This window comes from Pseudomonas sp. PDM26 (assembly GCF_019219185.1).
GTDB lineage: Bacteria > Pseudomonadota > Gammaproteobacteria > Pseudomonadales > Pseudomonadaceae > Aquipseudomonas.
Genome location: NZ_JAHUWC010000011.1, coordinates 35,085 through 48,139 on the forward strand (window position 1 = coordinate 35,085; position 13,055 = coordinate 48,139).

Consider the following 13,055-nt stretch of genomic DNA (forward strand, 5'->3'; position numbering starts at 1 on the left):
CGACGGCGCTAGCCGTCAAGCGGGTCATGCTTTATTATCCAGCATCTTTTTCAGACCATCGAGAGGCGTGCGGCCCACACCGCGGGCAGATGGCACGCAGGAAGCCCGGACTAATAAGATGGCATTGAAATCCCCCGCGTTTCGTAAAAAATTTCCGTTGTTGGTTACCGGCAGTTTGCTGGCGCTGCAACCCCTTGCCACTTCCTATGTGGTCGCCGCGGAACAGTTTGACTGTTCAGTCTCTGCTTCGGGTTCTTGGGACTGTGCGCCAAAAGCGCCGGCGGCGGCTTTGCCACCGCGTCCCGTTCATGACGGCAGCGCAGTTTCCGCCACCGGCGAAGCCCCGGCCGAGAGCGGTTCCAGCGAAGACGCTGGCGCCAAGCCGGTGCTGGTCACCGAATCCAAAGGCCGTGGCCTGAAGTCGCGTAGCGCAGACTACAGTCACCTCGACTGGGTTCCCCGCGAGCAGCTCACTGCCGCACAATTGGCCGAAACCGGTCCTTATTGCTCTGGTTCCTATATCGAACCGATTCGTCCTGGCATGGATGACAAGACGAATAAAAGTGACGCTCCAACCTTTATCGGCGCAAAAGCCTCCCGCTATAAGCAGGATGAGCAGGTCGCGACCCTGGCCGGCGACGTTGTCATGCGCCAGGGCAGCATGCAGGTCGAAGCCGACGAAGCCAACCTGTACCAGGCCGAAAGCCGTGGCGACCTGAACGGCAACGTGCGCATTCGCGACAACGGCGCGCTGATCGTCGGCGACCATGCCGACGTGCAGCTCGACACCGGTGAAGCCAAGGTCGACAACGCCGAATACGTGATGCACAAATCCCGCGTCCGCGGTAATGCGCTGTACGCCAAACGTGCCGAGAACGCGATCATCCGCCTCAAGGATGGTACGTACACCACGTGCGAACCGAACAGCAACGCCTGGCAGCTCAAGGGCAACAACATCACCCTGAACCCGGCCACCGGCTTCGGTACGGCGACCAACGTGACTCTGCGGGTCAAGGACATTCCGGTCCTGTACACGCCGTACATCTATTTCCCGATCGACGACCGTCGCCAGTCCGGTTTCCTGCCGCCGACCATTGGCACCGGCAGCGATACCGGCTTCATGCTGGTCACCCCGTACTACTTCAACCTGGCGCCGAACTACGATGCCACGTTGTACCCGCGCTACATGGAAAAGCACGGCTTGTTGATGGAAGGCGAATTCCGCTACCTGACCAAATCCAGCGAAGGTCAGTTCGGTGCGGCGTACCTCAACGACGAAAGCGACGAGCGCGACAAGCAGTCAGACTCCGAAAAAACCCGCTACATGTACAACTGGCAGCACAAGGGTGGCCTCGACTCGCGAGTACTCACGCAAGTCGATTACACCAAGATCAGCGATCCGTATTACTTCCAGGATCTGCAGTCCGACCAGATTGGCGTGAAAAGCCAGGACTACGTGAACCAGCAGGGTTCCGTGACCTATCGTGGCGACAGCTATACCGCTCGCGCGAACGCCCAGGCCTTTCAGCTGGCGACCGTCTCGAACATCACGCCGTACGACCGCCTGCCGCAGCTCACCCTCGACGGTATGCTGCCTTATCATCCGGAAGGCCTGGACTTCACGTACGGCACGGAACTCGTGCGGTTTGACCGGGATCTGCAGAACGGAACATACTTTGACGAAGACGGCGTCGGCTCTCCCCGTCTTGATAACAACATTCAAGGCCTGGCTCGCGCCAATGGCGACCGACTCAACCTGGCTCCAGCTGTCAGCCTGCCATTGAACTGGACCTACGGATTCCTGAAGCCAACACTCAAGTACCAGTACACCCAGTACCAACTGGACCTGGACGGTCTCGGCAAAACTCAAATCGCGCAGCAAGATCAAGCCGCCGCTGCCACCGGGACTAAAAATCTCAATGGTGATTTTGACAGCAACCAGAACCGCGGCGTACCGATCGCCAGCATCGACAGCGGCCTGTACTTCGATCGCAATACCCAGTATTTCGGCAAGAACTACCGCCAGACCCTCGAGCCGCGCCTGTTCTACCTGTACGTGCCTGAAGTCGACCAGGAAGACATCCCGGTATTCGATACCAGTGAATACACCTTCAACTATGCGTCGCTGTTCCGTGACAATCGTTTCTCCGGTTCCGACCGTGTCGGCGACGAGAACAAATTGTCCCTGGGTGTGACCAGCCGCTGGATCGAAGACAACGGTTTCGAGCGTCAACGCATCAGTGTCGGCCAGGCCTTGTACTTCAAGGACCGTGAAGTCCAGTTGCCAGGCGTGAACTTCAACGACCGTGACGACGCCAAAGCCAGCGTTTCCCCATATGCACTGGAATACGAGTATCGCTGGAACCGCGACTGGCGTACCACGGCCGACTACAACTGGGACCCGGACAGCCGCAGCCCTCGTTCGGGCAGCGCGATGTTCCACTACCAGCCTGAAGACAACCCGAACAAGGTCGTCAACGTTGGCTATCGCTATCGTAACGACCAGGTGATCTACAACCAGAACACCGGTAAATGGCAGTTCGGCGGTGACTACGGCACCCCTGGCCAGCCTAACTTCGTGAAGGATTACTACAAGATCGAACAGCACGACTTCTCGGTGATCTGGCCGATCGTGCCGCAATGGAGCGTTATCAGCCGTTGGCAGTATGACTACAATCGCAACCGTACCCTGGATGCATTCGGTGGTTTCGAGTACGACAACTGCTGCTGGAAACTGCGCCTGATCAACCGTTACTTCGTTGATTATGACGAGTTCAGCCAGCAAGCACCGCAAAACGAAAAAGGCGACCATGGCGTCTTCCTCCAAATTGTTCTGAAGGGACTCGGCGGCCTCACCGGCGCCAAGGCAGAGAGCTTCCTCGACAAAGGCATTCAAGGTTATCGTGAACGTGAAGACCAAGCTTTCTGATTGTCTGCGCCCGCTGATGCTGGGCGCGCTGCTCCTGAGTACGGCGGCCAGTGCCGCCGTACAGTCCATCGATAAAGTGGTGGCCATCGTCGACAACGACGTGGTCATGCAGAGCCAACTGGACCAGCGCGTTCATGACGTTCAGCAAACCATTGCCAAGCGTGGCTCTGCCGTGCCGCCGGCCAGTGTGCTGGAGCAGCAGGTACTTGAGCGCCTGATCGTCGAAAACCTGCAATTGCAGATCGGCGATCGCTCCGGCATCCGCATTACCGATGAAGAGTTGAACCAGGCTGTCGGCACCATTGCCCAGCGCAACAACATGTCGGTCGAGCAGTTCCGCGCCGCTTTGACTCGCGACGGCCTGTCCTACGACGACGCGCGTGAGCAGATTCGCCGCGAAATGGTCATCAGCCGTGTGCGCCAGCGTCGGGTTGCCGAACGCATTCAGGTCTCCGAGCAGGAAGTGAAAAACTTCCTGGCGTCCGACCTGGGCAAAATGCAGCTGTCCGAAGAGTTCCATCTGGCCAACATCCTGATTCCTACACCGGAAAGCGCCAACTCCAATGCGATTCAGAATGCAGCCAAACAGGCCGATGCGATTTACCAGCAGCTCAAGCAAGGCGCTGACTTCGGTCAGTTGGCAATTGCCAAGTCCGCCAGCGAAACCGCACTGGAAGGTGGCGACATGGGCTGGCGTAAAGCCGCTCAATTGCCTCCGCCATTCGATCGCCTGCTGAGCACCATGCCGGTGGGTGACGTCACCCAGCCAATGCGCACGCCAGGCGGTTTCATCATCCTGAAGATTCTCGGCAAGCGTGGCGGCGAGACCCAGATGCGCGATGAAGTGCATGTGCGCCACATCCTGGTCAAACCGAGCCCGATCCGCGACGAAGCGAAAACCAAGGCCCTGGCCGAGTCGCTCTACAGCCGTATCGAGTCTGGCGAAGACTTCGGCGAGCTGGCGAAAAGCTACTCGGAAGACCCGGGTTCTGCCCTCAACGGTGGCGACCTGAACTGGGTCGACCCGAACGCGCTGGTGCCCGAGTTCCGCGCGGTGATGGCCAAGACCCCGCAAGGTCAACTGTCCAGGCCGTTCCAGACTCAATACGGCTGGCACGTCCTGGAAGTCCTTGGCCGTCGCGCCACCGACAGCACCACACAGGCTCGCGAGCAGCAAGCAATGACCGTTTTGCGTAACCGCAAATACGACGAAGAGCTGCAAACCTGGCTGCGTCAGATCCGTGACGAAGCGTACGTGGAAATCAAACTCCCTGGCGCCGACCAGGCAGCGCAGTGAAACCCCAACGTTTCGCGCTGACCCCCGGTGAACCAGCCGGCATAGGTCCCGACCTGTGCCTGCTGCTCGCCTCGCAAGCCCAGCCCCACCCCCTGATTGCCATTACCAGCCGCGACCTGCTCATTGAGCGTGCTGCGCAACTGGGCGTGGCTGTCGACTTGCTGCCGGTAAAACCGGGCAACTGGCCGGATGCACCCGCGCCCGCCAACAGCCTGTATGTCTGGGATACACCGCTCAATGCCAAGGTCGTCACCGGGCAACTGGACAAGGCCAACGCTGCCTTTGTTCTGGAAACCCTGACCCGGGCCGGCCAGGGCTGCCTGAGCGGTGATTTTGCCGGCATGATCACCGCACCGGTGCACAAAGGAGTGATCAACGAATCCGGCATCGCCTTTTCCGGGCACACTGAATTCCTCGCCGACCTGACCCACACCGCGCAAGTGGTGATGATGCTGGCCACACGTGGCTTGCGCGTGGCCCTGGTGACCACTCACCTGCCCCTTCGCGAGATTGCCGATGCAATCACGCCGGAGCGTCTGGAACGCGTAACGCGAATCCTGCACGCCGACCTGCAAAACAAATTCGGCATCGCCCAGCCACGTATCCTGGTTTGCGGGCTCAACCCCCATGCCGGCGAAGGCGGACACCTGGGCCATGAAGAAATCGATATCATCGAACCCACATTAGAGCGCTTGCGCGGCGAGGGCATGGACCTTCGCGGCCCCCTGCCCGCCGACACTCTGTTTACCCCCAAATATCTGGAGCACTGCGATGCGGTGCTGGCGATGTACCATGACCAGGGCCTGCCGGTGCTGAAGTACAAAGGCTTCGGCGCAGCAGTCAACGTGACCCTCGGCTTGCCGATCATCCGCACCTCGGTCGACCACGGCACTGCCCTGGACCTGGCCGGCAGCGGCAAGATCGACACCGGTAGCCTGCAAGTCGCCCTGGAAACCGCCTACCAGATGGCCGAGACCCGTTTATGACCGAGCACTACCAACACAAGGCGCGCAAACGCTTTGGCCAGAACTTCCTGCACGATGCCGGTGTTATCGACCGTATCCTGCGTTCCATTCATGCCAAGGCAGAAGACCGCCTGCTGGAAATCGGCCCGGGCCAGGGCGCACTGACGCAAGGCCTGCTCAGCAGCGGCGCGCAACTCGACGTGGTGGAACTGGACAAGGACCTGATCCCGATCCTCAGCCAGCAGTTTGCCGGCAAGAGCAACTTCAATCTGCATCAGGGCGATGCACTGAAGTTCGACTTCAACAGCCTGAATGCCGCGCCAGGTAGCCTGCGCGTGGTCGGCAACCTGCCGTACAACATCTCCACGCCACTGATTTTTCACCTGTTGCACAACTCGCACCTGATCCGCGACATGCACTTCATGCTGCAAAAGGAAGTGGTCGAGCGCCTGGCTGCCGGTCCTGGTGGAGGTGACTGGGGCCGCCTGTCGATCATGGTTCAGTACCACTGCCGGGTCGAGCACCTGTTCAACGTTGGCCCGGGGGCATTCAACCCGCCGCCGAAAGTCGACTCGGCCATCGTGCGCCTGGTACCCCACGCGGTACTGCCGCACCCGGCCAAGGATCACCGCTTGCTGGAGCGCGTCGTGCGTGAAGCTTTCAACCAGCGCCGCAAAACCTTGCGCAACACCCTCAAGCTGCTGCTGAGCAATGCCGAAATCGAAGCCGCCGGCGTTGATGGCAGCCTGCGTCCCGAGCAACTCGACCTGGCCGCCTTCGTGCGCCTGGCCGACAAGCTCAGCGAGCAAGCGCCACAAAAGCCCGTTGCAGTCTGACAGGCGATAAGCGCTATCGGGTAGGACACCACTCTGGTCTACTACCCGATACTTGGCCTAGACTGAACCCATCAGCTACGCCCCGCGTCCCGCTTCGTTTTTAAGGCCCCTTGCATGTCCGATCCTCGTTATCAGGTCGACGTCAGCGTCGTCACCCGCTATCTGGCAGAACAATCGCAACCCGAGCACGACCGCTTTGCCTTCGCCTACACCATCACCGTGCAAAACAATGGCCTGATACCCGCCAAACTGCTGTCACGGCACTGGGTCATCACCGATGGTAACGGGCATGTCGAAGAAGTGCGCGGCGCAGGCGTGGTAGGTCAGCAGCCGTTGATCGACCCCGGCAAGAGCCACACCTACAGCAGCGGCACGGTCCTGACCACCAAGGTCGGCACCATGCAAGGCACCTATCAGATGCTTTCCGACGACGGCAAACATTTCGATGCCATCATCGCGCCCTTCCGCCTGGCGGTGCCCGGAGCCCTGCACTGATGGCGACGTACGCGGTTGGTGACCTGCAAGGCTGCCTTCAAGCCCTGCAATGCCTGCTCAAACAAGTGGCGTTCGACCCACAACGGGATCGTCTGTGGCTGGTGGGCGACCTGGTCAACCGCGGCCCGCAGTCTCTGGAAACCTTGCGCTTTCTCTACAGCATTCGCGAATCGCTGGTGTGCGTGCTCGGCAACCACGACCTGCACCTGCTGGCGGCCGGACGTAACATCGAACGCCTGAAGAAGGCCGATACCCTGCGCGAGATCGTTGAAGCGCCGGATTGCGCCGAACTGCTCGAATGGCTGCGCCAGCAAAAGCTCATGCACTACGACGAACAGCGCAACATTGCACTGGTCCATGCCGGCATTCCACCCCAGTGGTCGCTGCGCAAAGCCTTGAAGTACGCTGCCGAAGTCGAGACTGCCTTGCGTGACGACAACCTGTTGCCGCCTTACCTCGATGGCATGTACGGCAACGATCCGGCGAAATGGAACAACGACCTCAAAGGCGTGACGCGCCTGCGGGTGATCACCAACTATTTCACGCGCATGCGTTTTTGCACCACCGAAGGCAAACTCGACCTCAAGAGCAAGGAAGGCCTCGATACTGCGCCCGCCGGCTACAAGCCCTGGTTCCAGCACAAGGAGCGCAAGACCAGGGATGTGAAAATCATCTTCGGTCACTGGGCAGCGCTGGAAGGCAAGTGCGACGAGCCGGGCATCTCGGCCCTCGACACCGGTTGCGTCTGGGGCGGCGCCCTGACCCTGATGAACGTCGACAGCGGTGAGCGCCTTTCGTGCAAATGCGACGAACACGGTCATGCCGTGCCGCCAGTCGCCTTATCCATTCCCCAAACATCGTCAGCCGGCGCCTCGCGCTAGACTGCCCATTCAGCCGAGCCACAGGAGCCCGCCATGAGCGAATTCAAACGTATCCCCCCGGAACAGGCCCAGGCCCTGCGCGAACAAGGCGCGGTGGTGGTCGACGTCCGCGACCCGGCGACTTTTGCCGCCCTGCACATCGCAGGCTCCAGGCATCTGGACAATCATTCCCTGCACGCTTTCATCCAGGGTGCCGACCTCGACGCACCGACCGTGGTGGTCTGCTATCACGGCAATTCCAGCCAGGGCGCGGCCGCCTACCTGATCAGCCAGGGCTTCTCCGACGTCTACAGCATGGATGGCGGATTTGAGTTGTGGCGTACGACGTACCCAGCAGAAACCGCGCAAGGCACCTCCGAATAATTTTTTTGTAACGTTGCAGGCCCCGGCTCCCGCGGGCTGGCACGGTGGCAGACGAACGGTCTGCCACAAACAATTACGCATCTTGCCTTTCCCTGTCGAATTCCCAACTATCCTTAAGCGCAGGCCATCCAAAACAGGGGAGAGCCGGTACACCGGCGCACGGATCATCGGGAGTAGCTTTCGGGGCGGTAAGCCTTGAGGGAGTTCTGGGGGGTAAACAGCAACCGCCTGTTCGGTTGCTGCCAGCATCGACTGAGTGATCCGGCGTCGGCTCCACGTATCGAGCGAGGTGACGTCATGAGTATCTTTAGCCACTTCCAACAACGCTTCGAGTCCACACGCCAGGAAGAACTCTCTCTGCAAGAGTACCTGGAGCTGTGCAAAAAAGACCGCAGCGCCTATGTTTCCGCCGCCGAGCGCTTGCTGCTGGCCATCGGAGAACCGGAGCTGCTCGACACCTCGACCAACTCGAGACTGTCGCGAATCTTTTCCAACAAGGTGATCCGCCGCTATCCGGCCTTTGAAGACTTCCACGGGATGGAAGAATGCATCGACCAGATCGTGTCGTATTTCCGCCACGCCGCCCAGGGCCTGGAAGAGAAGAAACAGATCCTTTACCTGCTCGGCCCCGTCGGTGGCGGTAAATCGTCGCTGGCCGAAAAGCTCAAGCAACTGATGGAAAAAGTGCCCTTCTATGCGATCAAGGGCTCGCCGGTTTTCGAATCACCCCTGGGTCTGTTCAACGCCACCGAAGATGGCGCGATCCTCGAGGAAGACTTCGGCATTCCACGGCGCTATCTCAATACCATCATGTCGCCATGGGCCACTAAACGCCTGGCCGAATTCGGTGGCGACATCAGCCAGTTCCGCGTGGTCAAGCTCTATCCGTCGATCCTCAACCAGATCGCCGTGGCCAAGACCGAACCGGGCGATGAAAACAACCAGGACATCTCGGCACTGGTGGGTAAGGTCGATATCCGCAAACTGGAGGAATTCCCACAGAACGACGCCGATGCCTACAGCTACTCGGGCGCACTGTGCCGGTCCAACCAGGGCCTGATGGAGTTCGTCGAAATGTTCAAGGCACCGATCAAGGTGCTGCACCCATTGCTGACGGCTACCCAGGAAGGCAACTACAACAGCACCGAAGGTCTTGGCGCGATTCCGTTCACCGGGATCCTGCTGGCCCACTCCAACGAATCGGAATGGCATACCTTCCGCAACAACAAGAACAACGAAGCCTTCATCGACCGGATCTATATCGTCAAAGTGCCGTACTGCCTGCGGGTCAGTGATGAAGTGAAGATCTACGACAAGCTGCTGTTCAACAGCTCGCTGGCCAAGGCTCATTGCGCGCCGGATACCCTGAAGATGCTGGCCCAGTTCACCGTGCTCTCGCGCCTCAAGGAGCCGGAAAACTCCAACATCTACTCGAAGATGCGCGTGTACGACGGCGAGAACCTCAAGGACACCGATCCGAAAGCCAAGTCGATCCAGGAATACCGCGACAACGCCGGTGTCGACGAAGGCATGAACGGTCTTTCCACCCGTTTCGCGTTCAAGATCCTGTCGAAGGTGTTCAACTTCGATCCGCACGAAATTGCCGCCAACCCGGTGCATTTGCTCTACGTGCTGGAACAACAGATCGAACAGGAACAGTTCCAGGCGGAGACCCGCGAACGCTATCTGCGCTTCCTCAAGGAGTACCTGGCACCGCGCTATATCGAATTCATCGGCAAGGAGATCCAGACCGCCTACCTCGAGTCCTACAGCGAGTACGGCCAAAACATCTTCGATCGCTATGTGCTGTACGCCGACTTCTGGATCCAGGACCAGGAATACCGCGACCCGGAAACCGGCGAGATCCTCAACCGCGTAGCGTTGAACGAAGAACTGGAGAAAATCGAGAAACCGGCCGGCATCAGCAATCCGAAGGATTTCCGCAACGAAATCGTCAACTTCGTCCTGCGTGCCCGGGCCAACAACAACGGCAAGAACCCGACCTGGCTCAGCTACGAAAAACTGCGGGTGGTCATCGAGAAGAAAATGTTCTCCAACACCGAGGACCTGCTGCCAGTCATCAGCTTCAATGCCAAGGCCAGCAAAGAGGACCAGCAAAAACACAACGACTTCGTCACACGGATGGTCGAGCGCGGTTACACCGACAAACAGGTACGACTGCTGTCCGAGTGGTACCTGCGAGTCAGAAAATCACAATAACCCGCTGCCGGTCAGACCGGTTGTCGTCAGCCAGAGACCTGTGTGGGCTTTTCTGTTACACAGGCCTCTGGGAGGTGTTCGAAAGTCGGTAGCGAGTTCAGGCAGCATCCAAAGCGCTTGGGGGAGCGTTCAATATCCCTCGGCTCTCGGTTCGATGCTGTATCACCGCTCGCCCCTTTCAGGACAGCTTCTAAGGAGCAGTCATGAGCTATGTGATCGACCGACGTCTCAATGGCAAGAACAAGAGCACGGTGAACCGCCAGCGGTTTCTGCGGCGCTACCGTGACCACATTAAAAAGGCTGTCGAAGAGGCGGTCAGCCGGCGCTCCATTACCGATATGGAACACGGCGAACAAATCAGCATTCCCGGCCGCGACATCGACGAGCCGGTGCTCCACCACGGTCGCGGCGGCAAACAGACGATCGTGCACCCGGGCAACAAGGAATTCACCAGTGGCGAACATATCGCCCGTCCACCGGGAGGCGGTGGCGGTCGAGGCCCCGGCAAGGCCGGCAATTCCGGCGAAGGGATGGACGAATTCGTCTTCCAGATCACCCAGGAAGAGTTCCTCGAATTCATGTTCGAGGATCTCGAACTGCCCAACCTGGTCAAGCGTAACCTGACCGGCACCGATACCTTCAAGACCGTGCGGGCCGGGATCAGCAACGAGGGCAATCCGTCGCGGATCAACATCATCCGTACCCTGCGTTCAGCCCACGCCCGGCGAATCGCCCTGTCCGGCAGCAGCCGGGCAAAACTGCGCGAAGCCAAGGAAGAACTTCTGCGAATCAAACAGGAAGAGCCAGACAACTTCGGCGATATTCAGGAAATAGAAGCTGAAATCGAAAAACTCAGTGCGCGCATTCACCGCATACCGTTTCTCGACACATTCGACCTCAAGTACAACCTGCTCATCAAGCAACCCAACCCCAGCTCCAAGGCTGTAATGTTCTGCCTGATGGACGTGTCCGGCTCGATGACCCAGGCGACCAAGGACATCGCCAAACGCTTCTTTATCCTGCTGTACCTGTTTCTCAAGCGGAACTACGAAAAGATCGACGTCGTGTTCATCCGCCATCACACCAGCGCCCGCGAAGTGGATGAGGAGGAATTTTTCTACTCCCGGGAAACCGGCGGCACCATCGTCTCCAGCGCCCTGAAACTGATGCAGGAGATCATGGCCGAGCGCTATCCGAGCAACGAGTGGAACATCTACGCCGCCCAGGCCTCCGACGGTGACAACTGGAACGATGACTCTCCGATCTGCCGCGACATCCTGATCAACCAGATCATGCCATTCGTGCAGTACTACACTTACGTTGAGATCACCCCGCGCGAACACCAGGCCCTGTGGTTCGAGTACGAGCGCATCGCCGAAGCCTTTTCCGACACTTTTGCCCAGCAACAACTGGTCTCGGCCGGGGATATCTATCCGGTCTTCCGTGAACTCTTCCAGCGCAGGTTAGTGACATGACCGCCAAAGAGCAGAAGCGCCAACCCATTTCCACCGGCTCCGAATGGACGTTCGAGCTGATCCAGGCGTACGACCGCGAAATCAGTCGTATTGCGGCGGGTTACGCCCTCGATACGTACCCCAACCAGATCGAAGTGATCACCGCCGAACAGATGATGGATGCCTACGCCTCCGTTGGTATGCCACTGGGTTATCACCACTGGTCCTACGGCAAGCATTTCCTCAGCACCGAAAAATCCTACACCCGCGGCCAGATGGGCCTGGCGTACGAGATCGTGATCAACTCCGACCCGTGTATCGCCTACCTGATGGAAGAAAATACCATCTGCATGCAGGCGCTGGTGGTGGCCCATGCCTGCTACGGGCACAACAGCTTTTTCAAAGGCAATTACCTGTTCCGCACCTGGACCGACGCCAGTTCGATCATCGATTACCTGGTGTTTGCCAAGCAGTACATCATGCAATGCGAAGAGCGCCACGGTATCGACGCGGTCGAGGACCTGCTCGACTCCTGCCATGCACTGATGAACTATGGTGTCGACCGCTACAAACGCCCCTACCCGATTTCCGCTGAGGAAGAACGGCGCCGGCAAAAGGATCGGGAAGAGCATTTGCAGAAGCAGATCAACGATCTGTGGCGAACCATTCCCAAGGGCGCGGACAAGTTCAGCGACAAGGACAACGCACGCTTCCCCGCCGAACCTCAGGAAAACATCCTGTACTTCATCGAAAAACACGCTCCGCTACTGGAACCGTGGCAACGGGAAATCGTGCGGATCGTGCGCAAGATCGCTCAATATTTTTACCCTCAACGTCAGACCCAGGTGATGAACGAAGGCTGGGCAACGTTCTGGCACTACACCTTGATGAATGACCTGTACGACGAAGGCCTGGTCACCGACGGCTTCATGATGGAGTTCCTGACATCCCACACCAGCGTGGTCTTTCAGCCGGGCTTCGACAGCCCTTACTACAGCGGCATCAACCCCTACACTCTCGGGTTTGCCATGTACCGGGACATCCGGCGCATGTGCGAAGAGCCCACCGAGGAAGATCGCCGCTGGTTCCCGGAAATTGCCGGCACCGACTGGCTGTCGTCCATCAAGTTCGCCATGAGCAGCTTCAAGGATGAAAGCTTCATCCTGCAGTACCTGTCGCCGAAGGTGATCCGAGACCTGAAGTTGTTCAGCATTCTCGATGACGACCAAAAGGACGATCTGCTGGTGCCAGCGATCCACGATGAAGAAGGCTACCGCATCATCCGTGAAACCCTGGCGGCGCAATACAATCTGGGCAATCGCGAGCCCAACGTGCAGATTTACAGCATCGACCGCCGTGGCGACCGCTCCCTGACTCTGCGTCACCAGCAACACGACCGCAAACCGCTGGGTGATTCCACCGAAGAAGTACTCAAACACCTGCACCGCCTCTGGGGCTTCGATATTCACCTGGAAACCCTGCAAGGGGATCAGGTGATGAAAACCCACCATGTCCCACCCAGAAGCGAGCACAGCGAAGGCGATTACGGCCGACTGGACCTGGCCGTCATCCATCTTTGATCCGCTTTGCGCCTCCGAAAGCTCGATGCAACGGT

General features: G+C 58.9%; 10 protein-coding genes. All 10 read left to right on the forward strand.

Features of this window, described 5'->3' with window-relative positions; translation table 11 throughout:
• The first annotated feature begins 118 nt into the window (after positions 1-118).
• Positions 119-2,929: an LPS-assembly protein LptD gene (locus tag KW849_RS20895; RefSeq protein WP_218431077.1), complete on the forward strand. Its 2,811-nt coding sequence runs from the start codon at positions 119-121 to the stop codon at positions 2,927-2,929.
• Complete coding sequence (gene surA / locus KW849_RS20900; protein WP_371319165.1) at positions 2,910-4,226, forward strand: peptidylprolyl isomerase SurA; 1,317 nt, start codon at positions 2,910-2,912, stop codon at positions 4,224-4,226. Before KW849_RS20895 ends, surA begins: the two co-directional genes overlap by 20 nt.
• Positions 4,223-5,212, forward strand: coding sequence for a 4-hydroxythreonine-4-phosphate dehydrogenase PdxA (gene pdxA / locus KW849_RS20905; RefSeq protein WP_218431079.1), 990 nt, complete (start codon positions 4,223-4,225; stop codon positions 5,210-5,212). The genes surA and pdxA overlap by 4 nt, the downstream gene beginning before the upstream one ends.
• Positions 5,209-6,027 (forward strand): 16S rRNA (adenine(1518)-N(6)/adenine(1519)-N(6))-dimethyltransferase RsmA, encoded by an 819-nt coding sequence (gene rsmA, locus KW849_RS20910; RefSeq protein ID WP_218431080.1) that lies wholly within the window; start codon positions 5,209-5,211, stop codon positions 6,025-6,027. The genes pdxA and rsmA overlap by 4 nt, the downstream gene beginning before the upstream one ends.
• A gap of 114 nt (positions 6,028-6,141) precedes the next feature.
• On the forward strand, positions 6,142-6,522 hold the full coding sequence (gene apaG / locus KW849_RS20915; RefSeq protein ID WP_218431081.1) for a Co2+/Mg2+ efflux protein ApaG: 381 nt from the start codon (positions 6,142-6,144) through the stop codon (positions 6,520-6,522).
• The gene (locus KW849_RS20920) at positions 6,522-7,403 is read left to right on the forward strand and encodes a symmetrical bis(5'-nucleosyl)-tetraphosphatase (protein ID WP_218431082.1); all 882 of its coding nucleotides are present in this window, start codon (positions 6,522-6,524) and stop codon (positions 7,401-7,403) included. Before apaG ends, KW849_RS20920 begins: the two co-directional genes overlap by 1 nt.
• Before the next feature lie 33 nt (positions 7,404-7,436).
• Positions 7,437-7,766 (forward strand): thiosulfate sulfurtransferase GlpE, encoded by a 330-nt coding sequence (gene glpE / locus KW849_RS20925; protein WP_060541633.1) that lies wholly within the window; start codon positions 7,437-7,439, stop codon positions 7,764-7,766.
• 297 nt (positions 7,767-8,063) lie between these two features.
• Positions 8,064-9,986 (forward strand): PrkA family serine protein kinase, encoded by a 1,923-nt coding sequence (locus KW849_RS20930; RefSeq protein WP_218431083.1) that lies wholly within the window; start codon positions 8,064-8,066, stop codon positions 9,984-9,986.
• A 203-nt stretch (positions 9,987-10,189) separates the two neighbouring features.
• Positions 10,190-11,461 carry a YeaH/YhbH family protein gene (locus KW849_RS20935; protein WP_218431084.1) on the forward strand — a complete coding sequence of 424 codons (1,272 nt, stop codon included), beginning with the start codon at positions 10,190-10,192 and terminating at the stop codon, positions 11,459-11,461.
• Positions 11,458-13,020: a SpoVR family protein gene (locus KW849_RS20940; RefSeq protein WP_218431085.1), complete on the forward strand. Its 1,563-nt coding sequence runs from the start codon at positions 11,458-11,460 to the stop codon at positions 13,018-13,020. The genes KW849_RS20935 and KW849_RS20940 overlap by 4 nt, the downstream gene beginning before the upstream one ends.
• Positions 13,021-13,055 lie beyond the last annotated feature (35 nt).

What these genes read in the sequence shown, in the direction of transcription:
- KW849_RS20895 (WP_218431077.1), top strand. Translation starts at nt 119, where the DNA reads ATGGCATTGAAATCCCCCGCGTTTCGTAAAAAATTTCCGTTGTTGGTT.
- rsmA (WP_218431080.1), top strand. Translation starts at nt 5,209, where the DNA reads ATGACCGAGCACTACCAACACAAGGCGCGCAAACGCTTTGGCCAGAAC.
- apaG (WP_218431081.1), top strand. Translation starts at nt 6,142, where the DNA reads ATGTCCGATCCTCGTTATCAGGTCGACGTCAGCGTCGTCACCCGCTAT.
- KW849_RS20920 (WP_218431082.1), top strand. Translation starts at nt 6,522, where the DNA reads ATGGCGACGTACGCGGTTGGTGACCTGCAAGGCTGCCTTCAAGCCCTG.
- glpE (WP_060541633.1), top strand. Translation starts at nt 7,437, where the DNA reads ATGAGCGAATTCAAACGTATCCCCCCGGAACAGGCCCAGGCCCTGCGC.
- KW849_RS20930 (WP_218431083.1), top strand. Translation starts at nt 8,064, where the DNA reads ATGAGTATCTTTAGCCACTTCCAACAACGCTTCGAGTCCACACGCCAG.
- KW849_RS20935 (WP_218431084.1), top strand. Translation starts at nt 10,190, where the DNA reads ATGAGCTATGTGATCGACCGACGTCTCAATGGCAAGAACAAGAGCACG.
- KW849_RS20940 (WP_218431085.1), top strand. Translation starts at nt 11,458, where the DNA reads ATGACCGCCAAAGAGCAGAAGCGCCAACCCATTTCCACCGGCTCCGAA.